This is a genomic window from Streptomyces sp. NBC_00503 (assembly GCF_036346895.1).
Taxonomy (GTDB): Bacteria; Actinomycetota; Actinomycetes; order Streptomycetales; family Streptomycetaceae; genus Streptomyces.
This window is the reverse complement of sequence record NZ_CP107855.1, coordinates 1,008,407-1,032,352: the sequence shown is the minus strand read 5'-3', so window position 1 is coordinate 1,032,352 and position 23,946 is coordinate 1,008,407. Positions and strand designations below refer to the sequence as shown.

21 protein-coding genes and 1 pseudogene are annotated in these 23,946 nt (G+C 73.2%); 10 read left to right on the top strand and 12 right to left on the bottom strand.

Features of this window, described 5'->3' with window-relative positions:
• Positions 1-40: 40 nt before the first annotated feature.
• On the top strand, positions 41-835 hold the full coding sequence (locus OG490_RS04825; RefSeq protein ID WP_330295031.1) for a glutamate racemase: 795 nt from the start codon (positions 41-43) through the stop codon (positions 833-835).
• 74 nt (positions 836-909) lie between these two features.
• Here OG490_RS04825 and OG490_RS04820 read toward each other — a convergent pair whose 3' ends face one another.
• On the bottom strand, positions 910-1,860 hold the full coding sequence (locus OG490_RS04820) for an ADP-ribosylglycohydrolase family protein (RefSeq protein ID WP_330295030.1): 951 nt from the start codon (positions 1,858-1,860) through the stop codon (positions 910-912).
• Positions 1,857-2,045 (bottom strand): hypothetical protein, encoded by a 189-nt coding sequence (locus OG490_RS04815; RefSeq protein WP_330295029.1) that lies wholly within the window; start codon positions 2,043-2,045, stop codon positions 1,857-1,859. The genes OG490_RS04820 and OG490_RS04815 overlap by 4 nt, the downstream gene beginning before the upstream one ends.
• Positions 2,046-2,296: 251 nt before the next feature.
• On the opposite strand from OG490_RS04815, the gene OG490_RS04810 reads away from it, so the two are divergent.
• The 3 genes from OG490_RS04810 (at position 2,297) to OG490_RS04800 (ending at position 5,136) form a co-directional block, all read left to right on the top strand.
• Entirely contained in the window at positions 2,297-2,812 is a 516-nt protein-coding gene (locus tag OG490_RS04810; RefSeq protein ID WP_330295028.1) for a hypothetical protein, read from the top strand.
• Between the two features lie 66 nt (positions 2,813-2,878).
• Positions 2,879-4,555 carry an apolipoprotein N-acyltransferase gene (gene lnt / locus OG490_RS04805; RefSeq protein ID WP_330295027.1) on the top strand — a complete coding sequence of 559 codons (1,677 nt, stop codon included), beginning with the start codon at positions 2,879-2,881 and terminating at the stop codon, positions 4,553-4,555.
• Between the two features lie 44 nt (positions 4,556-4,599).
• Positions 4,600-5,136 (top strand): NUDIX hydrolase, encoded by a 537-nt coding sequence (locus tag OG490_RS04800; protein ID WP_330295026.1) that lies wholly within the window; start codon positions 4,600-4,602, stop codon positions 5,134-5,136.
• Between the two features lie 23 nt (positions 5,137-5,159).
• Here the strand turns inward: OG490_RS04800 and OG490_RS04795 are convergent, their stop codons facing one another.
• Entirely contained in the window at positions 5,160-5,942 is a 783-nt protein-coding gene (locus OG490_RS04795; RefSeq protein WP_330295025.1) for a trypsin-like serine peptidase, read from the bottom strand.
• Positions 5,943-6,098: 156 nt separating this feature from the next.
• A complete protein-coding gene (locus tag OG490_RS04790) occupies positions 6,099-7,586 on the bottom strand; it encodes a hypothetical protein (RefSeq protein WP_330295024.1) in 1,488 nt (495 codons plus the stop codon).
• A gap of 182 nt (positions 7,587-7,768) precedes the next feature.
• Between OG490_RS04790 and OG490_RS04785 the strand changes: the two genes are divergently transcribed.
• Together OG490_RS04785 and OG490_RS04780 are read left to right on the top strand one after the other, a co-directional pair.
• Complete coding sequence (locus OG490_RS04785; protein ID WP_330295023.1) at positions 7,769-9,058, top strand: ATP-binding protein; 1,290 nt, start codon at positions 7,769-7,771, stop codon at positions 9,056-9,058.
• A gap of 361 nt (positions 9,059-9,419) precedes the next feature.
• On the top strand, positions 9,420-9,746 hold the full coding sequence (locus OG490_RS04780; protein ID WP_330295022.1) for a DUF6191 domain-containing protein: 327 nt from the start codon (positions 9,420-9,422) through the stop codon (positions 9,744-9,746).
• Here OG490_RS04780 and OG490_RS04775 read toward each other — a convergent pair.
• The 5 genes from OG490_RS04775 to OG490_RS04755 form a co-directional block, all read right to left on the bottom strand.
• Positions 9,724-10,434 carry a hypothetical protein gene (locus OG490_RS04775; RefSeq protein WP_330295021.1) on the bottom strand — a complete coding sequence of 237 codons (711 nt, stop codon included), beginning with the start codon at positions 10,432-10,434 and terminating at the stop codon, positions 9,724-9,726. The genes OG490_RS04780 and OG490_RS04775 overlap by 23 nt on opposite strands.
• The gene (locus tag OG490_RS04770) at positions 10,431-12,044 is read right to left on the bottom strand and encodes a serine/threonine-protein kinase (RefSeq protein WP_330295020.1); all 1,614 of its coding nucleotides are present in this window, start codon (positions 12,042-12,044) and stop codon (positions 10,431-10,433) included. Before OG490_RS04770 ends, OG490_RS04775 begins: the two co-directional genes overlap by 4 nt.
• Before the next feature lie 137 nt (positions 12,045-12,181).
• Positions 12,182-13,438, bottom strand: coding sequence for a Tm-1-like ATP-binding domain-containing protein (locus OG490_RS04765; RefSeq protein WP_330295019.1), 1,257 nt, complete (start codon positions 13,436-13,438; stop codon positions 12,182-12,184).
• Positions 13,439-13,486: 48 nt separating this feature from the next.
• Complete coding sequence (locus OG490_RS04760) at positions 13,487-13,963, bottom strand: NUDIX domain-containing protein (RefSeq protein WP_330295018.1); 477 nt, start codon at positions 13,961-13,963, stop codon at positions 13,487-13,489.
• A gap of 29 nt (positions 13,964-13,992) precedes the next feature.
• Positions 13,993-15,051 (bottom strand): cation diffusion facilitator family transporter, encoded by a 1,059-nt coding sequence (locus tag OG490_RS04755; protein WP_330295017.1) that lies wholly within the window; start codon positions 15,049-15,051, stop codon positions 13,993-13,995.
• A gap of 186 nt (positions 15,052-15,237) precedes the next feature.
• On the opposite strand from OG490_RS04755, the gene OG490_RS04750 reads away from it, so the two are divergent.
• The 3 genes from OG490_RS04750 to OG490_RS04740 are packed head-to-tail and all read left to right on the top strand — an operon-like array spanning position 15,238 to position 19,225.
• Positions 15,238-17,592, top strand: a complete 2,355-nt coding sequence (locus OG490_RS04750) for an ABC transporter ATP-binding protein/permease (protein ID WP_330295016.1) — start codon at positions 15,238-15,240, stop codon at positions 17,590-17,592.
• 5 nt (positions 17,593-17,597) lie between these two features.
• The gene (locus OG490_RS04745) at positions 17,598-18,242 is read left to right on the top strand and encodes a hypothetical protein (protein ID WP_330295015.1); all 645 of its coding nucleotides are present in this window, start codon (positions 17,598-17,600) and stop codon (positions 18,240-18,242) included.
• The gene (locus OG490_RS04740) at positions 18,239-19,225 is read left to right on the top strand and encodes a serine/threonine-protein kinase (protein WP_330295014.1); all 987 of its coding nucleotides are present in this window, start codon (positions 18,239-18,241) and stop codon (positions 19,223-19,225) included. The genes OG490_RS04745 and OG490_RS04740 overlap by 4 nt, the downstream gene beginning before the upstream one ends.
• Before the next feature lie 190 nt (positions 19,226-19,415).
• Here the strand turns inward: OG490_RS04740 and OG490_RS04735 are convergent, their stop codons facing one another.
• Positions 19,416-19,802 (bottom strand): hypothetical protein, encoded by a 387-nt coding sequence (locus OG490_RS04735; RefSeq protein ID WP_330295013.1) that lies wholly within the window; start codon positions 19,800-19,802, stop codon positions 19,416-19,418.
• A 54-nt stretch (positions 19,803-19,856) separates the two neighbouring features.
• Positions 19,857-21,152 carry a streptophobe family protein gene (locus OG490_RS04730; RefSeq protein ID WP_330295012.1) on the bottom strand — a complete coding sequence of 432 codons (1,296 nt, stop codon included), beginning with the start codon at positions 21,150-21,152 and terminating at the stop codon, positions 19,857-19,859.
• Positions 21,153-21,300: 148 nt separating this feature from the next.
• Here OG490_RS04730 and OG490_RS04725 point away from each other — a divergent pair.
• Positions 21,301-22,632, top strand: a pseudogene (locus OG490_RS04725) (DUF6777 domain-containing protein); the annotation flags it as partial.
• A 354-nt stretch (positions 22,633-22,986) separates the two neighbouring features.
• Here the strand turns inward: OG490_RS04725 and OG490_RS04720 are convergent.
• A complete protein-coding gene (locus OG490_RS04720) occupies positions 22,987-23,925 on the bottom strand; it encodes a C40 family peptidase (RefSeq protein WP_330295010.1) in 939 nt (312 codons plus the stop codon).
• Between the last annotated feature and the right edge of the window lie 21 nt (positions 23,926-23,946).

The window sequence follows — 23,946 nt, the reverse complement described above, 5'->3', positions numbered from 1 at the left end:
TCGGCCCCGGGCGGGCGGGGGGATCGATTAAGGTGACCAAGTGAAGATCGCCCTCATGGACTCCGGCATCGGCCTCCTCGCGGCGGCCGCCGCGATGCGGCGGCTGCGGCCGGACGCCGAGCTGGTGCTGTCGTGCGACCCCGACGGGATGCCCTGGGGTCCGCGGACCCCGCAGGACCTCACCGGGCGGGCTCTCGACGTCGCCCGCGCCGCCGCCGCGCACCGGCCGGACGCGCTGATCGTGGCCTGCAACACCGCCTCCGTCCACGCACTGCCGGCCCTGCGCGCAGAGCTGGAGCCCGCGATCCCGGTCATCGGGACCGTGCCGGCGATCAAGCCCGCCGCACTCTCCGGAGGCCGAGTGGCCATCTGGGCCACCCCCGCCACCACCGGCAGCCCCTACCAGCGCGGTCTCATCCGGGACTTCGCCGAGGGGGCCCGCGTCACCGAGGTGCCCTGCCCCGGACTGGCCGACGCCGTCGAGGCCGCCGACGAGGCCGCCGTCGTACGGGCCGTGGCCGCGGCCGCCGCGCTGACCCCGGCCGACGTCACCGACGTGGTGCTCGGCTGCACGCACTACGAGCTGGTCGAAGCCCCCATCCGGGCCGCCCTCGCGGCGCGCACGGGTGGCGCCCGTCTCGTCTACCACGGCTCCGCCGAGCCCGTGGCCGTGCAGGCGCTGCGCCGCCTCGGCGCCCGGCCCGAACCGGGCCTGCCGCGCACCGGCAGCCTGACCGTCCTGCTCAGCGGCCGTCCGGGCGCCCTTCCGGGAGCCGCCCTCACCTATGCCGAAGGCCGCCTCCTGGCCGGTCAGAACGCGGCCGTCGGGGGCTGACCCGGGCTGAGCCTTCAGGGCCGATCAGCAGCCCCGATCCATCCCCGGGCCCTGCAAGATCCGAAAGAGACGGTCTAGCCCTGCTCGGCTACGTCTACGGCCGCGCCGCCCGCCTCCGCGAGGCGCCGGGCCAGGTCGCGCAGGTCGGCCGCGTCCAGCGTGCGCTCTCCGAAGCCCGGCAGGGGGACGTGCAGAGGGGCGGTCCATGCGTCCGGGACGGCCGCCTGGCCGTAGCGGGCCCCGGCCAGGATGCCGGTGACCGCAGCCACCGTGTCGGTGTCGCCGCCCAGGTCCACGGCGGCCCGTACGGCATCCGCGAAACCGCTCGTGGTGCGCAGCGCCCACACCGCCGATCCCAGGCACGGCCAGACCGCCCCGTTGAACTCGGTGGCGAGCTCCGGATGCCAGTCCGGGGCGAGGACCCGGGCGTACCGCTCGCGGTGGTCCGGATGCACGGCCTCCAGCGCCGCGGGAAGCGCGGCCAGCGGATCGGCTCCGTCCAGGGCCACCCGGACGAGCTCGTGCAGGACGGCCGTACCCTCCCAGGCGGCCCGGTCCCCGTGGGTGAGCGCCGCGATCCGCCGGGCCGCGTCCATCGTGGCCTCCCGCCCGGCCGGCGCGAAGTACACCGCCGAGGTGGAGGCCCGCATCAGGGAACCGTTGCCGGCGGCCCGGACGTTGATCTGGAAGTGCAGGGCTGCGGCGAAGTCCCAGGCTTCGCCGTTCGTCAGCACGTCCTCCGTCTGGAGCCCGATGTCCTTCGGGTCCGCGGCCGCCCAGCGGCGGAACCGGTCGAAAACGTCCGGCAGGTCGAGCCCGCCGCGCTCCAGCAGGGATTCGCCGACCAGGACCGCCATCTGCGTGTCGTCGGTCGCCTCGCCCGGATCCCAGCCGCCGCCCCCGCGCATCTCCTCGCCGCGGGCACTGAACTGGCCGGCGGGGCCGAACTCGTAGGGCGCGCCGAGAGCGTCACCGGCCGCCGAGCCGAGCACGGCTCCCACGGCGCGGTCGAGTCGGGTGGTCATGCCTCCTCCTCCTCCTTCGGTTCGCGGCCCTCGGGGTCTTCGGCGGCCGGCGCGGCGCGCGCGAAGGAGTCCAGGTCGTCGAGCCCGGCCGCGGCCAGTGTGCCCGGGGCGCCGGTCAGGAGGCGGAGTGCGGCTCCGTGCAGCGCGAGCGTGAGGGCGTGGGCCTGCTCCGGACCGTACGGCATTCCGGCTGTCCGCAGCAGCTGCCCGTATGCGGCGGAGTCCGACGCCGCCCTCCCCGGGCCCGCCACAGCCGAGGAGGTGCGGCCGGCCTTCGGCTCCCGGACACTGCACCGCTTCGTGACCTTCCGCCGTCCGGCCCTGCGCGACGTGCCGGTCGGCCTCCTGCCGGGCGGCGGGGGGTTCGAAGACCTCGATGTGAAACGGGTCCGGAGAGCCGGTGGCGTGCGTGCGGAACGTGAGTACGCTGCTACACATGACGGTTCACCCCCCGGGTCCGCTCTGGACGGGCCGGGCATCCAACCGCGTGCAGTGGCTGCTCGCGGGGGCCGGTGCGGCCTGCCTGGCGCTCGGCGTCGAGCTCGCCGTCGACTATGCCTGGGACGTGGGCATCGTCGCGCTCCTCATGGCGGTGATCGGCTGCCTCGCCGTGGGCCTGCTCATCCTCTTCGGCACCCTGGCCTTCGTCCACGTGGCCGTCACCGTGGACGCCGAGGTGATGGAGGTGCGCTGCGGGCACATCGGCGTGCCCCGCCGGAAGATCCGGCTGGCCGACGTGACGTCCGCCGAGTTCCTGCCCCGGATCACCCCCCAGCAGTGGGGCGGCTGGGGCTACCGCTGGCGCCCCGAGAGGGGGACCGCCGTGATCGTGCGGCGCGGCGAGGGCCTGGAACTGCGGCTCGGGGACGGCAAGCTCTTCACCGTCACCGTGGACGACGCCGAGAACGCGGTCCGCGTCATCCGCACCCATCTGCGCGCCCTCGCCCACTGAACCGTGCGACGGCACGGTCCACCGGCACAGTCCACCGGCACAGCCCGGGGACGTACACTCCGCCAGATGAGCAGCAGTGCGACCCGCCCGGCGGGGAACGAGCCCCCGAAGCCCGCCGACCCGACCGAGGCGGGACCGGAAGCGGATGCGGAAGCGGAACCCCGATCGGGACGCGAAGCGGAACCGGGAGCGGCGGCCGGTTCCCGCCTCCGACGCTGGGCCGGGCGGCTGAAGCGCCCCGCGCTCGCCGTCGCCTCCGGCCTGCTGCTCTATCTCAGCTTCCCGCCCCGCCCCCTGTGGTGGCTGGCCCCCTTCGCCCTCGCCCTGCTCGGCTTCTGCCTGTACGGGCGCCGCGCGCGGGCCGGCTTCGGTCTGGGCCTCCTGCACGGGCTCGCCTTCCTGCTGCCCCTGCTCGTCTGGACCGGCGAGGGCGTCGGCCCGGTCCCGTGGCTGGCCCTCGTCACCCTCGAATCGGTCCTGATCGGATTCACGGCCCTGGGGATCTCCCTCGTCAGCCGGCTTCCCGGCTGGCCGCTGTGGGGCGCAGCCGTCTGGATCGCCGGCGAGGCGCTGCGCGCCCGCGCCCCCTTCGGCGGCTTCTCCTGGGGCAAGCTCGCCTTCGGCCAGCCCGACGGGATCTTCCTGCCGCTCGCCGCGCTCGGCGGCACCCCGCTGCTCTCCTTCGCCGTGGCCCTGTGCGGATTCGGGCTCTACGAGGTCGTGCGCGTCGGCGCGTCCACCCGCCGGGCCACCGCCGCGCTGCTCGCCGCCACCGCCGTGGCCGCCCCGCTCGCCGGGGCGCTCGCCGCCCGGCCGCTGGTGTCGGTCGCGGCCGAGGACGGCACCGTCACGGCCGCCGTCATCCAGGGCAACGTCCCGCAGACCGGTCTGGACTTCAACTCCCAGCGCCGCCAGGTCCTGGACAACCACGCCAACCGCACGCTCCAGCTCGCCGAGGACGTCAAGCTCGGCAAGGTGGCGAAACCGGACTTCGTCGTCTGGCCGGAGAACTCCTCCGACATCGACCCCTTCGCCGAGCCCGACGCCTACACGGTGATCGACAACGCCGTCAGGACCATCGGGGTTCCCGTGGCGATCGGCTCCGTACTGGTCCCCGAGACGGGGCCGCTGCGCAACACGATGATCCTGTGGGACCCCGTCAAGGGCCCCACCGACACCTACGACAAGCGCAAGATCCAGCCCTTCGGCGAGCGCATCCCGATGCGGTCCTTCGTCCGGCTCTTCAGCTCCGACGTCGACCGGGTACGGCGCGACTTCGGCCCCGGCAAGGAGCCCGGCGTCTTCGACATGGCGGGCAGCGGGGTCGGCATGGTCACCTGCTACGAGGCCGCCTTCGACGACGCCGTCCGCTCCACCGTCCAGGCGGGCGCCCAGGTCCTCGCGGTGCCCAGCAACAACGCGACCTTCGGCCGCACCGAGATGACCTACCAGCAGCTCGCCATGGACCGGGTCAGGGCCGTCGAGCACAGCCGCACCGTGCTGGTCCCGGTCACCAGCGGGGTCAGCGCCGTCATCCGCCCCGACGGCACGGTCGTCAGCAAGACCGAGATGTTCACCGCCGACGCCCTGGTCGAGACGATTCCGCTGCGATCGAGCCAGACCCCCGCCACCCGGTTCGGCCCGCTCGCCGAGTACTTCCTGCTGGCCGTCGCGGCCTTCGGGCTCGGCTGGACGCTCGTCCGCCGGATCGGCAGGGCCGGCAGGGCCGGCAGGGCCTCGTAGGGTCGAGCGGCATCGCAGGGCCGGAGTCCTCGTAGGGTCGGGGGATGACCACACCCGATTTCATCCGGACCCTGCGCGCGAGCGCCGGGCACCAGCTGCTCCTGCTCCCCGGCGTGACCGCCATCGTCGTCGACGACGAGGGGCGGGTCCTGCTCGGGCGGCGCGCCGACACCGGGCGGTGGTCGGTGATCGGCGGGATCGCCGAGCCGGGGGAGCAGCCGGCCGAAACGGCGGCGCGCGAGGTGTTCGAGGAGACGGCGGTGCGGTGCGTCCCCGAACGGGTGGTGCTGGTGGAGATGCTGCCGCCGATCACCTATCCGAACGGCGACGTCTGCCAGTTCCAGGACATCACCTTCCGCTGCCGGGCCACCGGCGGGCGAGCCCGGGTCAACGACAACGAGTCGCTGGAGGTGGCCTGGTTCGCGCCCGACGCGCTGCCCGAGCCCCTGGAGTCCTTCGCCGTGGACCGGATCCGGCGGGCCCTGCGGGACGAGCCGACCTGGTTCTCGGTACCCGACGGAACGGGGGCCCAGACCGAGGCCCAGCCCGCGACCCAGACCGAGCCCGCGCCCCGCGCCTAGTCGGCCGGGTTCCTCCGGGTTCCTCAGTCGCTGTCGGCGGCCTCGCGGTAGAGCTCCACCGCCTGGTCGCCCATGACCGCGCTGTACGAGACCTCCGGGACGTCCCCGCCGCCCTGGTAGCCGCCGAGCACGCCCGCCAGGGCGCCGTCCACGAGCCAGGGGCTGCCGCTGGTCCCGCCGCTGAGGTCCGGGCACTCGATGCGGCGCTGGGTCTCGGAGAACAACGTCGTGGTGTTGGCGCACCGCAGCGGGGAGTCGTCGCTGCTCGGGTAGCCCACGATGGAGAACGTGGCGTCCGCCGACTGCTGCGCGGCTATCGGGAAGGCGCCGACCAGGTCCTCGACGGACTCGCCCTGCCGGTCGTCGGCCGGGACCACCGTCGCGAAGGCGATGTCGTCGTCCGGGTCCTGGCCGTCCTTCCAGTCCGGGGCCATGTAGGCGCTGGTCAGCTTCCACAGCCCGTACGGGGCCTCGCCGTCCCGGTATCCGGGCGCGAAGTAGGTGCTGTCCAGGCTGTCCAGACAGTGTGCGGCGGTGGCGATCACATCGCGGTCGTCGCTGCGCACCACGGCGGCGGTGCAGAAGTGCCCGCCGTCGAGGCCGCCCGAGAAGAGCGCGCCGACCCGCCCGGCCGTGGCATCGGCGGCGGCCGTGGTGGTGACTCCGAGCGGGGGCCCGGCGAACGCGGCGGGGATGTTCAGGCTCAGCAGGGCCGTCGTCGAGGCCAGTGCCAGGAGGATCCGGGTCGCGCGCCGGCCACGGGCGCGGGGGCGGCGTTCCGGTCGGGAGGGGATGCGCTGGATCATGTAGAGAGCATCTCGGGCGAACCTGTGGCCGGAGCCGAGTCTTCCCTGAGAATCGGCTGTGAATCAGTGGTTCCGGTGTGGTTCTCACGCGGTTCTCAGACGGCCGCGCACGGCCAGGCATGGCCAGGCACAGCCGGGCACGGCCGCGCAGCTTCCTCAGAGCCGTTCGTACACCGTCACCCGGCGGCCCCGGACCTGCCGGTCCTCGACCACCTTGAACTCCGCCTTCAGGACGGCGGTCTTCGCCCGGTCCGCCTCGGAACCCGACGGCCTGGCCTTCGGACCCGAGTCCGTCACCAGCAGAATCCGCCGGGGCGCCTCCAGCGCCGCCCGGATGGCGGCCGGCGAGGCCTCCTCGCCCTTGAGGGTGCCCGATTCCGCGGGGCCGCGCGCCAGCGCCACGTCCGCCAGGCCCGCGAACGCCCCGGGGGAGACCAGCGCGGTGTCCCGCCGGGCCGCCGGTACGAAGAGCACCGCGTCGCCGGCCTGCTTCAGCCGGGCCACCTCCCCCGCCACGGAGAGCACGTCGTCGATCCGGCTGGCCGGGGACCTGTCGGCGAGCGCCACCGGCAGCACCGCCAGCGCCGAGACCCCGACCGCGACCGGCACGAGCGAGGCCGAGGCCCGGGGCCACCGGGGCGCGAGGCCCCGTACGGCCGCGGCCAGCCCGGCGCCGATCAGCAGGGCCAGACCCAGCATGGAGAACAGCACGTACCGGTCCAGGAAGAGCGGCTGGACCAGCGAGGCCGCGGCCAGACCCAGCAGCGGAACCGCCAGCAGCGGCAGCCCGACGGCGGCCGCCGACAGCCGGTGCGGCCGGCCCGGGCGGGGCCCGTTCCACCGGTCCGCCCACGCTCCGATCGAGCCCACCGCCAGCAGGACCGCCGGACCTGTCAGCATGGTCCAGGTCAGCGGCGGTATCCACGACACCTGGCCGGACTGGGTCCGGCTGAACAGGATCAGCGGCAGCGCCCCGGCCGCGGCCGCCGCGGAGGCGGCCAGCCAGCGGGCGAGGACACCGCGCCCGGCCCCGGCCCACCACAGGGTCAGCGCGTGCGCGGGCAGGATCAGCAGCGAGAACCAGTTCAGCAGGGCGCAGACCAGCACGAGGGCCCCGTACGCCGTCCAGCGCGGCCACGTCCGCCGCCCGGCGCCGGGTCGGGGCCGGGCCAGCAGCGAGACCAGCAGCAGGGTCGAGACCCCGGCGCCCCCCGCGACCAGGGAGTACGCGCGGCCCTCCTGGAGCTGGAACTGCACGGCCGGCAGCAGCCCGAGGGCCAGCCCGCCGCCCAGCCCCGCCCAGGGCCCGGCCAGCCTGCGCCCGATCAGTGCCACACAGGCGGCGGCGACCGTCATGGCCAGCACCGAGGGGAGGCGCAGGGTCGTCGTACTCGCCCCGAACCATTCGAAGAGGACGTGCATCAGCAGGTAGTACGCCCCGTGGACGGCGTCCACCGTGCCCAGCATGTGCCAGATCTCGCCGACGGAACGCCCGGCCACCTGCCAGGTCGCCGCCTCGTCCCGCCACACGCTGTTCTGCCGGGAGAGCCCCCACAGACCGAGCGCCAGGGTCCAGAGGGCCGGAAGCAGCCAGACGACGCACCGTCGGCTGCCCGCGCGGACAGGGGATATGTGGGATGACATGAAGGCGTACGGGTCCTCGGTCGTCTGTTCGGATGGAAAACACCAGTCTATGGACGACACGGACGGTTTACGGACCAGCTGTTGTGCACGACGGAGCGTGATCACACGGCCCGCCCGCCCCTAGCCTCGCGGCAGAAGGTACGCAGAAGGCACACAGGAGTACGAACGAGGGGCGGTACCCGGTGAACTGGCTGATCCACGACTACCGCGAGAGCGATCTCGCGGCCGTTGTCCATCTGATCGACACCACGGCCGAACTCGGCCAGGAGTCCGTCTTCTCCCTCGCCGAGTGCATCAGCGCCCTCACCGACCGGCAGCCCTGCGTGGTCGCCGTCCACCAGGGCGTCCCGATCGGCGCCGCGCTCGCCTGCGTCACCGGCGAACGGGCCTGGGTGATGCGCATCGCCATCGCCTCCGGCTGGCGCGGCCGGGGCCTGGCCAGCGCCCTGCTCGTCGAGCTGGAACGCCGGCTCATCGCCGCCCGCGTGGGCCGCATCGCGTACGTCCTGCCCGAGGAGGACCTGCTCGGCGAAGGACTGCTCAACGCCGGCTACACCCGGCAGCCGGCCGTCGCCTACTTCGAGAAGACCGAGCCGCTGCACGGACCGGCCGCGGGCCTCCTCGACGACCTCGGCGGACGATTCCTCCCCAACGACCTGTGGGTCAAGGTCGCCGGCATGGAGAAGGAGAAGGACCTCATCGAGCGGCGCGTGGTGCTCCCGCTCGCCGAGCCCGAGCGGGCCGCGGTGCACGGGGTCCGGCCGCCGCGCGCCATCACCCTGTTCGGCCCGCCCGGCACCGGCAAGACCACCTTCGCCCGCGCCATCGCCTCCCGGCTCGGCTGGCCCTTCGTGGAACTGCTGCCCTCCCGGCTGGCCGACGAGGGGAACCTCGCCACCGCGCTGCGCGACGCCTTCTCGCGGATCGCCGAGCTGGAGCGGGTGCTCGTCTTCATCGACGAGGTCGAGGAGATCGCACCCGTGCGCACCGAGCCCGCGCAGCCCGGCGGGATCCACGGGGTGACCAACGAGCTGCTCAAGCTGATACCCGGCTTCCGGGAGGGCGACGAACGGCTGCTGGTCTGCGCGACCAACTCCATCCGCTCCCTCGACCCGGCCTTCCTGCGGCCCGGCCGGTTCGACTACCTGATCCCGATCGGCACCCCGGACGCGGGTGCCCGCGCCGCCATCTGGGCCCGCTACACGGCGGGGCGCGGCGATGTGGACGTGGCGGCGCTGGTGGAGGCGAGCGAGCTGTTCACCCCGGCCGACATCGAGCACGCGGCGCGGATCGCGGCGCAGGTGTCCTTCGAACGGGACCTGGAGGCGGTGGGCGCGCGGGGCGCGGCGGCGGCGCAGCTGGGCGCGAGCACGGAGGACTACCTGGCGGCGGTCGCGCAGTGCCGGCCGACGGTGACCCCGGCGATGACGGGGGAGTTCGCGGCGGACATAGTCGCGCACGCACGATTCTGAGGGGTGGCAGCCTGAGGCGCGGCGGCCGGAAGGGCTGTGGCCTGAGGCGCGGCGGCCCGAGGGGCGCCGACCGGATATGAAAAATGGCCCGCAGCCACTCCCCAAAGCAGCTGCGGGCCTCCCGCGCGGACTTGTGATCCGTTGCGGGACGACCACGTTCCGGTTGGGGGTGTATCGCCGGCTGGAACGTGGACGTGAGAGGTGCCGGGGAAGCGTCCCTGAGCTTTCCTCGACATCTCCGAGTCAACCAGCGAAGGGGGTACGGGCACCTCGGCCGGACGGTCCCGGACGGCAGGCCGGAAGAACGGCTCCGCCCGCCGGGCCGTAGGCCGAAAGGAGGACCGGGGTTAGGGTCGGGGGCATGGCCTTCGTCGTCTTCATGACCATCCCGGGGCTGGCGCTGCTGCTGACCGCCATCGCCTTCCTCGACCTGACGCTGGAACGCGCGGGCCGCGCCGGACTGCTGCCCTGGCGCTGGAGCGGCCGGCAGGGGCAGATGTCCTCGACCGGTTTCGAGCAGCTGCACGCGAGCTTCTCGCCGGGCAAGCAGAACGAGCTCAAGGAGCGGCAGAGCGCCCTCGTCATGCGCGACGACGAGGAGGACGGCGCTCCGCCCCGCTCCCGCGTGGACCTCGACGGCGGCCGCGCGGTGATCCGTCTGACGGCTACGGGCGGCAGCGGTACGTGAACTCCGCCGCGGCCGTCCGCTGCGTGGGGGACACCAGCTGCAGTTCGGCCTTGGCGGGGTAGGTTCCCGCGCCCTGGAAGGTCCACAGCAGGTGCAGCCGGGCCTCCCGCTGCCCGCTGGGAACCCGCTCCGTCAGCTGCTCCGAGCGCGTGCCGTCACTGCGCAGCCAGCGGTAAGTGAGCACCCCCGCACGCCCGTTGGTCCGTACGACGGCCACCACGTCGGCGGTCGCATCGCATGCGGGGCCCTTGGGGTCGGTGGCGACCGTCACGTCGCGGACCTCCAGGGCGGGTCCGTAGTGCTGCCAGCCGAGGTAGACGAGGACGCCGAGCAGGACCAGGACCGCCAGGGTGTAGCGCCGCCACTCGCCCTTGCGGCGGAGCGGGGCCGGCTCCGGGTACAGCGGGAACGGCAGCGGGAGGGCGGCCGTCACCCCGGGCCCGAACCGCAGGACCGAGCCCTCCACCCGGTCGGGCTCGGCCCCGCCGGGCACGTCGAAGCGCTTGGTCTGCGCGGGGAGCTGCACGGTGCCCTGCTCCGGGCCTGAACCCGGGCCGGCCTCCGGCCCGGAATCCGGGGTTGGCTCCGGCTCCGGCTCCGGGCCTTGGGGCGGACCGCTGATCCAGTGGCTGCCGAGCACGGTGGCGCTGTAGTCGTCTTCGCCCTGCGGGGCGCGGGGATCGCTCATCGGGGCACCTGGACGCAGGCCTGGAACTGGTAGGTCGCGTAGGTGTACCGCTGCTTGGGCGCTGCGGGCACGGTGGAGACGCGCACCGTGAGGTAGCAGGCGCTGCTCGCGCGCGGGAGGGTGTGGCTCGTCGACACTCCGGTCGGTGATCCGGCGGGAGCGGTGAGGCTCTCGGCCCCGTTCGCGAAGGAGAGGTCGTTCGGCGCGGTCCCGAGGAACCATTCGAGTGTCACGGTGGCGGGTCCGCCTTTCGCGTTGAGGCTCACGGCCGCGTTCACCGTCGCGCGCACGGGTTTGAGGTTGACGGACACCGAGGAGACGCTCACGCCCGGGGTCGGCGTGGGCGTCGGCGAGTTGGTGGGTGTCGGCGTCGGGGACGGCGGGCTGCTGTAGCTCGGCGTGGTGGACGCGGACGCCGACGCGGACGGCGAGGGGGTCGTACTGGGCGACGGGCTCGGGCTCGCACTCGGGCTGATGCTCTCGCTCGGCGAGGCCGAGGGGCTCGGCAGGCCCACCGGGGAGGCCGGGGCGTCCCCCGCGGCGCTGGAGGTCGCGAAGGCGTTCAGGGCCTTCGCTCCGCCCGGCTCCGCACCGACCGCCTGGTAGCCGAGTACGGCCACTACGGCCAGCACCAGCGTCGCCCCGGCCGCGACCAGGCCGCGGCGGCCCGGGGTCCACCCGGACGGCGGCTTCGGCAGGGTCGTCGTGGCCAGTGCGGTGGTGCCCTGAGCCGGGGCGGCGGCCGAGGGGAACAGCAGCGGCAGCAGGGCCGCCAGGGCGGCGAGCTTGCGCTGCCCGCGCTCCTCCCAGTCGGGCCCGTACGCGGCCTGCGCGACGCCCTCCAGCTCCGCCACGAACTCCTCGGCGTTCTCCGGACGCTGCCGCGGGTCCTTCGCCAGTCCTCGCCGGATCAGCGGGCGCACCGGCTCCGGGGCCTCGGTCTCGGGGACCGGCGCCTCGACGTGCTGGACCGCGAGCTCGGCGAAGCTCTGCCCGTCGTAGGGCTTGCGGCCGGTCAGGCACTCGAAGAAGGTCGCCGTCGCGGCGTACACGTCGGCCGCGGGGGAGGCCGGCCGGCCCTGCCACTGCTCCGGGGCCATGTACGCGGGAGTGCCCGCGGCCCCGGGGGTGGCGCCGAGCGGGGTGGCGATCCCGAAGTCCACGAGCTTGGAGGTGCCGTCGCCCGCCACCAGGACGTTCGCCGGCTTGTAGTCGCGGTGGACCACACCGGAGCGGTGGGCGTCGGCCAGGCCGAGCAGGGAGCCCTTCAGCAGCACCAGCGCCGCTTCGGGGCCGGTCCGACCGCTCTGCTTGAGCAGCGCGTTCAGCGGTATGCCGTCCACGAGCTCCATCACGATGGCGGCGCCGCCGGGCGCCTCCACGTACTCGTACAGCCCGACCACGTACGGGGACCGCAGTTCGCCGAGCAACTGGGCCTCGGCCCGGAACTCCCGGACGAAGGCCGGGTTCTCGAGCATCCGGTCGCTGAGGTACTTCACCGCCACCGCGGTGCCGGTGCCCTCGTGGACGGCGAGCACCACGCGGCCGCTGGCGCCCGTGCCGAGCTCGCGGATCTCCGAGTAACCGGGAACCGACCACATGCCGTTCATGCCTTTCCCCCTGCCGTGGCGTGACCGCGCCCCGGGGCCGGTCGTCCCAGGCGATCGGCCATCACCTGGGACACATTCCCGCCACGGCTGGTTCCCGTCCGCGCGGTGCTCTCGGCGGGGTGGGTCGGGGCGGGACCTCAGGCGGCCGCGGCCCGCGCGCCGATCATGGCGTGCAGCCGGTCGGCCGCCGCGCGTCCGAAGTCTGGATCGTTGATGTGGGTGTCGTAGTCGTACAGCCGGGCAGCGCTGCCCCGCAGTCCGTCACGCAGTGCCGAGAACAGTGCCCGGTCGGCGTCGGGGTCATGGTAGGGGCCACCGGGCGCGCCGAGCGTGGACAGTCCGCGCAGTGGGACGCAGACCGCCGTGGGGCCGGTGGCCGCACGGAGTTTGGCGGCGACCCGGCGTCCGAGTTCGGCGCATTCGGCCCCGGTCGTACGGATCACCGTGATCGAGGGGTTGTGGACGCGGATCCGGCGGTACCGGACCCTCTCGGGCAGGCTCTCCATCGGCCCGAACTTCACCATGTCCAGCGCTCCCAGGCTCACCACCTGGGGGATCCCGGCCCGCCCGGCCGCGCTGAGCCGGTCGGGACCGGCGGTGAGGATGCCGCCGCACAGGTCGTCGGCGAGCTCGCTGAGCGTGAGGTCGAGGACGCCCGCGAAGATCCCCTGGCCGGCCAGTTTCTCCAGGGTGCGGCCGCCGGTGCCGCTGACGTGGAAGACCAGGACCTCGTAGCCGAGCTCGGTCAGCCGTTCACGGGCGGCGTCCACGCCGATCGTGGTCACCCCCGCCATGCTCGCCGCGATCAGCGGGCGGCTGCCCTCGCCCAGCCGGGCCGGCCGCCGCAGTTCCATGGAGGCGCGCTGGAATCCCTTGGCCATCGCGGCGACGGCTTCGACGGCGTTGGTCAGGACGGGTGCGGAGATGCTGTTGATCCCCGCGATGTCCACGACGCTGTACATCATCGTGATGTCCGCCGATCCGACGTACGGGGCCACGTCCCCGGACGCCATCGACGAGACCATCACCTTCGGAACGCCCAGCGGCAGTGCGCGCATCGCCCTCGTGGCGATGGAGGTGCCGCCGCTGCCGCCGATCGCGAGGACTCCGTGGAGCCGCCCTTCGGCGTGCAGGCGTAAGAGGGTCGCTTCCGCGCCCCGGGCCATCGTGGTCACGGCCGCACCCCGGTCGGCGGCCGCGCGTAGCTGTGAGAGTTCCGTTCCCGCTGCCCGCGCGACCGCTTCGCGCGGCACATCGGCGGGCACCCGGGGCTCGTCCATGATTCCTGTGTCGACCATGACCACTTCGACGCCGGCGCGCAACAGCCTCTCGCGCAGCCAGCCGTACTCCACACCCTTGGTGTCCAGGGTTCCCACCAGCACGACGTTCGTCATAGGTGCAATGTCCATGCAGGTGGGGTTTGTTGGCAAGTAAAGGGCAGGTCAACCCTCATTCTTCAAGAGTTCGGACAATCGCTCCAGAAAAGGGATTTGAGCCACCACCAGTTTGTTTCGGGCCATCGGGGGAGAAAACCACTCCACCCGGTCCAACTCGGGGAACTCCGCGGTGCGTCCCGATTTCGGCGGCCATTCCATGGTGAAGGTGCCCGGTACCGCCAGTGCCGGATCGAGATCCGCCCGTACCGCCCAGATCGTCACCAGCTTCCCGCCGATCATCCGCACCTCTCCCAGCGGCAGGTACGGGCCCTCGGGCGGCGGCAGCCCGATCTCCTCCTCGAATTCCCGGCGGGCCGCGTCGCGCGCGCTCTCCTCCGGTCCGTACTCGCCCTTCGGGATCGACCAGGCGCCCGCGTCGCGCCGCTCCCAGAGCGGGCCGCCCATATGGCCGAGCAGTACTTCGAGGCCCGCGTCCCCGGATTCCCTGAACAGGAGCAGACCGGCGCTCCGTTTGGTGGTCATGTGCTCATCTATGCCCCGTACGGCGGGAGTCAGTGCTCGTGCGGTCCCTGGCGGTGGACCGGGCCGTGGGAATCCGCGCAGTGCGGGTCGGAGGGATCCTCGCCCGGGCGGCCGACGGTGAGCAGGGAGTCCTGGGCGTGGTCCACCTGGAGCGTGGTGTGCGTGATCCCGTACTCCTTGGCCAGCAGGGCCTCCAGGTCCCGGCGCACGGCGTGGCAGTCGCCCTCCTCGTCCACCAGCACGTGCGCGGACAGCGCCGCCTGACCGGAGGTGATGGTCCAGATGTGCAGGTCGTGGACCTCGGTGACCGGTGGCTGCCCGACGAGGCGGTCGCCGACCGCGTCCGGGTCCACATGGGCCGGAGCGGCCTCCAGGAGGATCCGCCCGGACTCGCGGACCAGACCGTAGCCCGCCTTGACCATCAGGACGACCACGACGAGCGAGGCGATCGAGTCGGCCTGCCGGAATCCGGTGGTGAGCACGATCAGACCCGCGACGGCGGTGCCGATGAAGGCGAACAGGTCGTTGAGGATGTGCTGGTACGCGCCCTCGACGGCCAGGGAGGTGCGGTTCGCCTTCGAGATGCACCAGGCCGCCGCGATGTTCACGACGATGCCCGCGAGCGCCGTGACCAGGACCAGTCCGCCTTCCACGGGAGGCGGATCGAGCAGCCGGCGTACCGCCTCGTACGCCAGCCAGACCGCCAGCAGCAGCAGGGTGAGCCCGTTGGCCTGCGCCGAAAGTATCTCCGCGCGCTTGAGGCCGTACGTGAAACCGCCGCGCGCCGGCCGGGCCGCCAGCCGCATCGCGATCAGCGCGAGGACGATCGAGACGGCGTCCGTCAGCATGTGCGCGGCGTCGGAGATCAGCGCCAGGGAGTGCGCCAGGACGCCGATGACCACCTCGATGGCCATGAAGCCGACGATCAGGCCGAGGGAGATGCCGAGCCAGCGGCGGTCCGCGTCGATGGAGACGCCGTGGCTGTGGCCCCCGTGACCGTGGTCGTGGCCGCCATGACCGTGGTCGTGGCCGGTGCCGGCGTCGTGCTCGTGCTCGTTTTCGTGCGGCGCGTGGTCCTGCGCGCTCATGGCGTCCCCCATCAATCGTTCCGTGTTCCCGCTGGATCAGGCCGGATGCGTCGCCTGAAGTGAAGCGCACCTCTCGAAGATGGGCAAAGGCTGCAACGGGGACCGTTGTCATTACCCATAACGCCGCTCTGACCTGCGGTGATGTCGAACCCTGCCGAGCTGCTCCGATCGTGGGAAAATCGCCCTATGGTCCAGCGCCATGGTGCGGCGACCGCGCCCGAGCTCGTACTCGAAACCGACCGGGGCTCTACCGCGATGAGCCCGCGCCGGACGTACCACGTCGGCCGCGACCCCCTCTGCGAGATCTGCCTCGACGACGCTCGCGTCTCCTGGCACCACGCGGTGCTGCGCCCCGACGGCGACCACTGGACGCTGGAGGACGAGGGCAGCACCAACGGCACCTGGGCCGACGGCCACCGCGTCCAGGAGTGGGCCGTCGGGGTCGGCAGCGAACTGCGCTTCGGCAGCGCCGCCGACGGCCCGCGCGTACGCTTCGTCGACCCTGGACCGGGCGCCTCCCACCCCTCCTCCGTCTCCCACCCGGGCCTGACCAGCACCTTCCGCGCCCCGACCTCGGTGCTCCCGCTGGCCGCCAGGGCCGCCGTCCGGATCGGCCGCGCCCCCGAAAACGACCTGGTCATCGACGACCTCGTCGTCTCCCGCAGGCACGCCGAACTGCGCGCCCTCGCGGACGGCACCTACGAGATCGCCGACCTCGGCAGCCACAACGGCACCTACCTCAACGGCGCCCGCGTCGACCACGCCGCCATCGGCGAAGGCGACATCGTCGGCATCGGTCACTCCGCCTTCCTCCTCGTCGGCGACCAGCTGCAGGAGTACGTCGACACCGGCGAGGTCTCCCTCGACGTCCAGGGCCTCGGCGTCGCCGTCGACAACGGCCGCAAGACCCTCCTCGACCAGGTCTCCTTCCCGGTCGGCGCCAAATGCCTGCTCGCCGTCGTCGGCCCCAGCGGAGCCGGCAAATCCACCCTGCTCGGCGCGCTGACCGGGCTGCGCCCCGCCGACCGCGGCACCGTCCTCTACGACGGCCGCGACCTCTACCGCGACTACGCCGAACTGCGCAGCCGCATCGGCCTCGTCCCGCAGGACGACATCCTGCACGCGCAGCTCACCGTCCGGCGCGCCCTCACCTACGCCGCCGAACTGCGCTTCCCCCAGGACACCGCCAAGGCCGAACGCCAGGCCCGGGTCGACGAGGTGATCGGCGAACTGGGCCTCGTACAGCGCGCCGACCAGTCCATCCACAGCCTCTCCGGCGGCCAGCGCAAACGCGTCTCCGTCGCTCTGGAACTGCTCACCAAGCCCTCGCTGCTCTTCCTCGACGAGCCCACCTCCGGTCTCGACCCCGGCATGGACCGCTCGGTGATGCACATGCTGCGCGGCCTCGCCGACGACGGCCGGACCGTCATCGTCGTCACCCACAGCGTGCTCAGCCTCGAGGTCTGCGACCGGCTGCTGGTCCTCGCACCGGGCGGACGCATCGCCTATTTCGGGCCGCCCCAGGAAGCACTGGCCTACTTCGGTTTCGCGGAGTGGCCGGAGGCGTTCGAGGCGTTCGAGGACCAGCAGGGCCGCGACTGGGCCGGGGAGTACCGCGCTTCCCCCGCCCACCGCCGGCACGTCGACATCACCGCACGTCGGCCCCTGCTCGCCGGACAGGGACCCGGACGGCCGGGTGGGGCCCCGGCGCAGGCGCCGCCGAAGGCGCAGAGCTGGGGCTCCCAGCTGTCCACCCTGGTCCGCCGGTACGGCGCCGTGCTCGGCGCCGACCGCACCTTCCTCATCATCATGATCGCGTTGCCGTTCATGATGGGGGCCATGGCCCGCGCACTCGCCGGGAACACCCTCACCGCCGAGACGGCGCTGAACGCCCTGCTCATCCTGTGCATCGGCGGCGTGCTCACCGGCGCCGCCAACGCCGTGCGCGAGCTCATCAAGGAACGGGTGATCTACCAGCGCGAGCGCGCCGTCGGGCTGTCCCGCTCCGCCTACCTGATGTCCAAGGTGGTGGTGCTCGGTACGATCACCGTCCTGCAGGCCGCGGTGCTGACCGTCGTCGCCCTCGGCGGAGTGAAACTCAACGCCCCGGGAGGCCAGGGCGTCTTCATGCCCCCGCTGATCGAGATCGCCCTCGCCGTGGCCCTGCTGTCCTTCACCGCCATGATGCTCGGCCTGATGATCTCCGCCCTGGTCCGCAAGGAGGAGGTCACGATGCCGCTGCTCGTCCTGATTGCCATCGTCCAGGTCGTCTTCTGCGGCACCCTGCTGAAACTCACCGGTGTCCCCGTCATCGAGCAGCTGGCGTGGTTCGCGCCCTCCCGGTGGGCCATGGGCGCGATGGCCGGCACCATCGGCCTCTCCCGGATCGTCCCCGGCCAGCTCACCAGCGACCCGCTCTTCGCCCACGAGAAAGGGGTGTGGCTGCTCAACATGGGCATGCTCGTGGCCTTGTCCGTGCTCTTCGGGATCGTGGTCCTGCGGCTGCTGCGCCGCCACGAGCCCGCGATCATGCGGAAGTAGGGCAGATGACGACCCCTGGCGGGGCCCCCGACTTCCGGCCCACGCACGTCGTACCCCAGGAGGGCCTGCCCGCCTGGGAGGGGCCCGACCTGTCCCGGCCGACCACCCCCTTGGACGCCTTCCTGCCCGTGCGGCTGCTGGCCCGCCGCGGCGAATGGGGGGAGATCCTGTGCGCCAACGGCTGGTCCGCCTGGGTGGACGGCCGCCTGCTGGTCGCCGTCCCGCAGCCCCCGCCGACCGGGGGCCGCCCGATCACGCGCACCGAGGACCCGCAACCACTGCTCGCGGGGGCCTGCGAGGAGCTGGACCGCTACCGGCGGGCGGTGGCGGAGCTCGCCGCCGGGAGGGTGGACGCCGAGGCCTTCCGGCGCGTCGTACGGGGACTGCGCGCCGGGGTCGTCGTCGACGGGGAGTCCGTGTGGCTCTACGACGACACGGCGGGACGGTGGATGTACGCGGACGGGAGCCGCCTGACCACCTACGCGGTCGTCTCCGGACCGGGTGCCCCGCCCGCGCGGGAGACGCCGCCGCGGGAACCGGACAAGGCAGGAGTGGCCGACGTACGACAGAACCCGGCTGAGCCCGCGCCCGCGCACCCGCTCACCACGGTCGTCACCCCGCCGCCGCCGTCCGGGCCGGAGGCGGGATGACGGGCCCGGCGGCGGACGGGGACCCGGCGCGCGGGCGCTCGTCCGACCTGCGGGGACGGCGGATCGCCGGCTACGTGGTGGAGGAGGAGATCGGCCGCGGCGGGATGGCGGTCGTCTACCGGGCCCACGACGTACGGCTCGACCGGACGGTGGCGCTCAAGCTCCTCGCGCCCGAACTGGCGCGCAACGACACCTTCCGGCAGCGGTTCGCGCACGAGTCGAAGGTCGCGGCGGCCATCGACCACCCGCACATCGTGCCCGTCTTCGAAGCGGGGGAAACGGACGGCCTGCTCTACATCGCCATGCGGTACGTGGCCGGCCAGGACCTGCGGGCCCTGCTCGACCGGACGGGCCCGCTGCCCGTGGACACGGCGGCCCGGATCGCCGGGCAGGTCGCCTCGGCGCTGGACGCGGCGCACGCCCACGACCTCGTCCACCGGGACGTCAAACCCGGCAACATCCTGGTGGCCGAGGGCACCGACAGCGACCACCCGGAGCACGTCTACCTGACGGACTTCGGCCTGACGAAGAAATCGCTGTCGCTGACCGGGTTCACGAGCGTCGGCCAGTTCGTCGGAACCCTGGACTACGTGGCGCCCGAGCAGATCTCCGGGAAGCCGGTGGACGGCCGCTGCGACGTCTACAGCCTCGGATGCGTGGTCTACGAAACCCTGACCGGCGGCCCGCCGTTCCAGCGCGACGACGACATGGCCCTGCTCTGGGCCCACCAGTACGACCCGCCGCCGCCGTTGTCGTCGCGGCGGCCCGGCCTGCCGGCCGGGGTGGACGAGGTGCTGGCGCGGGCTCTGGCGAAGTCGCCGGAGGACCGGTGGGGGAGCTGCCTGGAGTTCACGGGGGCGCTGCGGCGGGCGGGGGCCGGGGCGGGGTCGGACCCGGTGGTGCGGGTTGCGACTCGCGTGGCGGTGGCCGAGGCCTCCGACGGGCCGCCGCCACCGCCGCGGTGGGCCCTGCCGGTGTTCTAGTGCCGCGTCAGGCAACGTTTGCCCCTCAAGGAGCGGCGCCCGGTGCGTGCTCTCGGCGTGCCGGCCGGAAGCGCTTGTACTGGACGTACTTGGCTTTTGGCCGGTGCGGCGAGAGTGCGTGCCGGGCGTCGCGACGGGGCGAACGTTGCCTGACGCGGCACTAGCCCGGTCTCTCCCGAAAAGGGACGGCCTAGTCGCCGTCCGGGGAGGGTACGCAGACGACGTGGGCGGTGACCTCGGCGTGCGAGGCCGAGGCGTACCAGCCCTTGCGGCCGGCGCCGTCGAGGACGGGGTGGCTGGCCAGGACGGCGTGCCGGAGCGAGCCGTCGCGGGCGCGGTCCCAGCGCGCGGTGGAGTACCCACCGGACTGCACGGTCGTGCCGCGCGGGCAGAACACCCGGCTGACGGAGACGGCTGCGGCGCTGGCGTCCTCGTGGCCGGCGTCGCCGGAGAGGTAGCGGGTGCCGGGGCCGGTCGCCTGGGTGGGGAGGGCGGTGGAGAGGGTCAGCGCGAGCGCGGAGAGGGCAAGCAGACCCGCGGCGTGAAGCGGCCGGAACAGGCCTTTGGTCATGTTCACGGAGGCGAGCGTGACACGCAGAAACGATCCCCCGATGAACCGATTTCTGTCGATTCACCCGTACGGCGCAATTGTCGGTCGGCGGTGTCGGCGGCGGGGGAGGAGTGCGCCGAGGAACCCGGCGGCCGCGCCCGCGACGAAGGCGAGGCCGACCGTACGCCAGAGGACCGCGCGGAGCTCGACCTTGCCGCTGAGGTCGCCGACGTCGCCGATGCCCAGTACGGACAGGCCGAACTGGGCCTGGACCCGGCCCAGCAGGCAGACCGCCAGGGTGGCCAGCGCCAGGGCCACCGCCAGGTGGAGGGCGTGCTGCCAGGGCCGGACATGGGCCGGGGAACGGGCGGCCGCCAGCGCGCCCGCACCGATCAGCAGCACGGCGGCGAGCACCACCAGCCACCACACCCGGGAATCCCGCTCCGCGAGCGAGGCCACGTCTACGGTCGACAGATCGGAGCCGGAGCCCGAACCGGTGGCGCGCAGCACCTGGTCCAGGGCCTGGGGCATCGGCAGCCCGAACGGACCCTCGACCTTGCCCTCCCAGGCCCCGCCGAAGCCGATCGTGAGGGCGAACCAGACCAGGTTCGGCAGGCCCAGCAGGACCACCGCCAGGGTGCGGCTCGCATGCCCCTGGGTCGCGGCCACGACCAGGCCGGCGCCGATGCCGATGACCACGTACGCCAGCAGCAGCGCGACCACGGCGGATGCCGCCGGCCGCACCGCCGCGTGGAAGCGGATCAGTGAGGCCGGGAGCGGCGCGCGGCGCGAGACGAGGAGGGCGATCAGCAACAGGCCCAGGATCCATAGCAGTCCGAAGCCGAGGGTGGCGGGGATCGCGGCTTTGAAGCCCACCGTCGGTGTGGAGTCGAGGAGTTCGCCGAGGTCTCCGATGGCCGAGTTGCCCGTGGAGATCGTGAAGTCCTGGCGGGCCAGGAGGGCGGTGCCCGTCAGCGCGGCCAGCCAGAGGAGCACCAAGGGTGCGGCGCGGGCGAGGAGTTCGCGCGGTCCGGTGACCGCCCGGTGGCGCAGGGGGCGCAGGAAGAGCAGACCGGCGGTCAGCGCCCCGGCCAGGCTGACGGAGAGGGGGAGTACCGACAGGCTGGCGTCGGCCCCGGCCAGGAAACCGGCCCCGCCCGTCACGTCGACGGAGCCGCCGGCCGCCATCACCACGACGGCGGCGACCACGTGCGCGAACCCGCCGCCCGGCAGGTCTCCGGCTCCGGCCAGGGACAGGCCGGCCGCGGAGACCGCGGCCATCACGACGAAGCCGGCGAGGACGGCCACGAGGGCGTCGCGCCAGGCTCGCGCGGTCGATGCCGAGGTCGTCGCGTGGGGCATTTCGGGATCAATCACTCCGCCACCGTAGGCATCCCCGGCTTGCGGCCACCACCCGGACGGCGCACACAATGGTCGACAGGAGCGTCAGAAATCCGGAGATGTCCGCGTATCCCCTGCGGAACATCCATATGGACCGGACTCCTCCGCCTGGGAAGAAGAGCCCGTGACCACACAACCCTCCGGTGAGCAGCCGCCGCAGCCCCCGTCACATGCTTCTCCGTCCGACTCCGGGCGGCCCACGGGTCCGCCTTCCGGGCCGCTGTCCGGCGGACGGGAAGGCCCTCCGTCCACGCCGCCCGGCCCTCCTGGGGGATCGGGCGGTGCGGGCGGTCCGACCGGTGGTCCGACCGGGGGAGCGTCCGGGCCGCCGCCGAAGCCCTGGTGGCGGTCGGTTCCCCGGCTCGCCACCGCGGTCGTGGCCCTCGCCGCCGCCGTGACCCTGGCCGTCGTGCTGACCAGGCCGACCGGTGGCGGCACTGGCACCTCCGCGGGCGGCGAGGTGTTCCTGCAGCCCGTTGCCGCGTCCGGGCCGGACCCCTTCACCGAGTCCACCGCCGCCGCGCAGGCCACACCGCCGCCGGAGAGCCCGCCGCCCGGGAGCATGCCGCCGTCCGCGGCCCCCGCCACCGGGGGCACGGTCACGCGGAGCGTCACCGGGTCCTCGCCGGGCCTCTACGGGGGCACGAAGAACGTGGCCAGCTGCGACGTCGAGAAGCAGATCAAGGTGCTGTCGGGGCAGCCGGCGAAGAACGCCGCGTTCGCCTCGGCGCTCGGCCTCCAGCCGTCGGCCGTACCCGGCTACCTCCGCTCCCTCACCCCGGTCCAGCTGCGGATGGACACCCGGGTCACCAACCACGGCTACCGGGACGGCAGGGCCACCTCCTACCAGGCAGTGCTCCAGGCCGGGACGGCCGTGCTCGTGGACGACCGGGGCGTGCCGAGGGTGCGGTGCGCGTGCGGGAACCCGCTGGGGTCGCCGGTGGCACTGCGGGCCGACCCGAAGCGCTCCGGACAGCCCTGGACCTCGTACCAGCCCGCGCAGGTCGTGGTCATCGCGCCGTCCGTGACCATCGTGAACAAGTTCGTGATCTACGACCACCAGGACCGCCACTGGTACGAGCGCGACCGGGGCGACCACCACGGCAAGCACGACAAGCCGATCCCGCCGCCGGTCTTCCCGACCCCGTCGCCGGTGACTTCACCCCCGGTCACTTCCCCGCCGGCGACTTCACCGCATGTCACGTCTCCGCCTGTGACCTCCCCGCCTGTGACCTCCCCGCCTGTGACCTCTCCTCCGCCGTCGTCGGAGTCCCCGTCGCTCTCACCCTCGGCATCCGAGTCCCCGTCGGAGTCCCCGTCGGAGTCGCCTTCGGAGTCGCCTTCGGAGTCTTTGTCCGAGTCGCCTTCGAAGTCCTCCGAGTCCCCGAAGGCCGTACCGTCCGAGTCCGAGTCCGCATCTGCCTCCGCCTCCGCCTCCGCGTCCAAGTCGGCTTCGGAGTTGCGGTCCGCGTCGGCGCGCCCGTCCGAATCGCCTTCGGAGTTGCGGTCCGCGTCCGCGAACCCGGTCGAGTCACCTTCGGAGTTGCGGTCCGCGTCGGCGCGCCCGTCCGAGCCGTCTTCGGAGTCACGATCCGCGTCCGCGAACGAGCTCCCGGCCGTGACCGAGTCCGCTTCCGCCCCGCCTTCTGCCCCGCGGCAGGAGGTCCCGAAGTCCTCCGTACCGGCGGTACCGGAGTCCCCGGTGCCGTAGTCCGGCCCCGGACCGGAGCGCTGCGGAGCATGCAAAAGCCTCCCCGGGGGCCCAGTGGCCCTCGGGGAGGCATCGGGAGCGTCATCGCACGGGTTGCCGTTAGCGGACGCGGCCGTACATGTTCGGGTTGTACGCGCTGAAGCTGGAGATGCGGACCTGCTTGCCCGGGCGGGGGGCTTCGAGGTATTTGCCGTCGCCGAGGTAGATGGCGACGTGGTGGATGCCCGAGGCGCTGCCGTTCGAGGTCCAGAAGACCAGGTCGCCGCGGCGCAGTTCGGAGCGGGAGATCGGGGTGGTGGCCCGGTACTGGTCGGAGGCCACGCGGGGGAGGTAGATGCCCGCGGAGCGGTAGGCGGCCTGGACCAGGCCCGAGCAGTCCCAGCCGTGCGGGCCGTTGCCGCCCCAGACGTAGTTGTCGCCGAGGTGGCTGTTCGCGAAGGAGATGGCGCCCTCGGTGCCCTGGCGGACGGGGGTGCCGGTGCCGGAGCCGGTGCCGGAGCTGCTCGAGGAGCCGCCGGAGGAGCCCGAGCCGCTGGAGGAGCCGGAGCCGCCCGCGTAGCGTTCGTACTTGTCCTGGTGGCTGGTCCAGCGCCACCAGCCGGTCCCGTCCTTGTACCAGTACACCCGGTCCGTCGAGTCCCAGCCCGCGCGGCCGCGGAAGGTCGGCTCGGAGGTGCGGACCGACGAGGACGAGGACGAGGACGAGGACGAGGCTGAGGAGCCTGATGAGGGCTTTGAGGCGCTGGAACTGCCGCCGTTCGCCACGTACTTGCTGTAGTGGCTGGTCCAGCGCCACCAGCCGGTCGCGTCCTTGTACCAGTACTTCGAACCGTCCCAGCCCGCGCGGGCCGGAGCCGGTTCGGCGGAGGCGGCGCCCACGCCGGTGCCCATCAGCAGGGTTGCACCGACGGCCGCGACCACGGCTCCGCGCAGGGTGCAGCGGCGGCGGGCGGCCGCCTTGACGGCCGTCGTGCCCCGGGCGCAGCCGGCGCAGTCGCAGGTGTCGGGTATCTCTTCGGTGAACTCGGGCGTGCGCATGCAGGATTCCTTATCCGTCGG

Excerpts from the sequence above, each read along its gene's own strand:
- OG490_RS04820 (WP_330295030.1), bottom strand. The coding sequence starts at position 1,860 with ATGACCACCCGACTCGACCGCGCCGTGGGAGCCGTGCTCGGCTCGGCG.
- OG490_RS04815 (WP_330295029.1), bottom strand. The coding sequence starts at position 2,045 with ATGCCGTACGGTCCGGAGCAGGCCCACGCCCTCACGCTCGCGCTGCAC.
- OG490_RS04810 (WP_330295028.1), top strand. The coding sequence starts at position 2,297 with ATGACGGTTCACCCCCCGGGTCCGCTCTGGACGGGCCGGGCATCCAAC.
- lnt (WP_330295027.1), top strand. The coding sequence starts at position 2,879 with ATGAGCAGCAGTGCGACCCGCCCGGCGGGGAACGAGCCCCCGAAGCCC.
- OG490_RS04800 (WP_330295026.1), top strand. The coding sequence starts at position 4,600 with ATGACCACACCCGATTTCATCCGGACCCTGCGCGCGAGCGCCGGGCAC.
- OG490_RS04795 (WP_330295025.1), bottom strand. The coding sequence starts at position 5,942 with ATGATCCAGCGCATCCCCTCCCGACCGGAACGCCGCCCCCGCGCCCGT.
- OG490_RS04790 (WP_330295024.1), bottom strand. The coding sequence starts at position 7,586 with ATGTCATCCCACATATCCCCTGTCCGCGCGGGCAGCCGACGGTGCGTC.
- OG490_RS04780 (WP_330295022.1), top strand. The coding sequence starts at position 9,420 with ATGGCCTTCGTCGTCTTCATGACCATCCCGGGGCTGGCGCTGCTGCTG.
- OG490_RS04775 (WP_330295021.1), bottom strand. The coding sequence starts at position 10,434 with ATGAGCGATCCCCGCGCCCCGCAGGGCGAAGACGACTACAGCGCCACC.
- OG490_RS04770 (WP_330295020.1), bottom strand. The coding sequence starts at position 12,044 with ATGAACGGCATGTGGTCGGTTCCCGGTTACTCGGAGATCCGCGAGCTC.
- OG490_RS04765 (WP_330295019.1), bottom strand. The coding sequence starts at position 13,438 with ATGACGAACGTCGTGCTGGTGGGAACCCTGGACACCAAGGGTGTGGAG.
- OG490_RS04760 (WP_330295018.1), bottom strand. The coding sequence starts at position 13,963 with ATGACCACCAAACGGAGCGCCGGTCTGCTCCTGTTCAGGGAATCCGGG.
- OG490_RS04755 (WP_330295017.1), bottom strand. The coding sequence starts at position 15,051 with ATGAGCGCGCAGGACCACGCGCCGCACGAAAACGAGCACGAGCACGAC.
- OG490_RS04750 (WP_330295016.1), top strand. The coding sequence starts at position 15,238 with ATGGTCCAGCGCCATGGTGCGGCGACCGCGCCCGAGCTCGTACTCGAA.
- OG490_RS04745 (WP_330295015.1), top strand. The coding sequence starts at position 17,598 with ATGACGACCCCTGGCGGGGCCCCCGACTTCCGGCCCACGCACGTCGTA.
- OG490_RS04740 (WP_330295014.1), top strand. The coding sequence starts at position 18,239 with ATGACGGGCCCGGCGGCGGACGGGGACCCGGCGCGCGGGCGCTCGTCC.
- OG490_RS04720 (WP_330295010.1), bottom strand. The coding sequence starts at position 23,925 with ATGCGCACGCCCGAGTTCACCGAAGAGATACCCGACACCTGCGACTGC.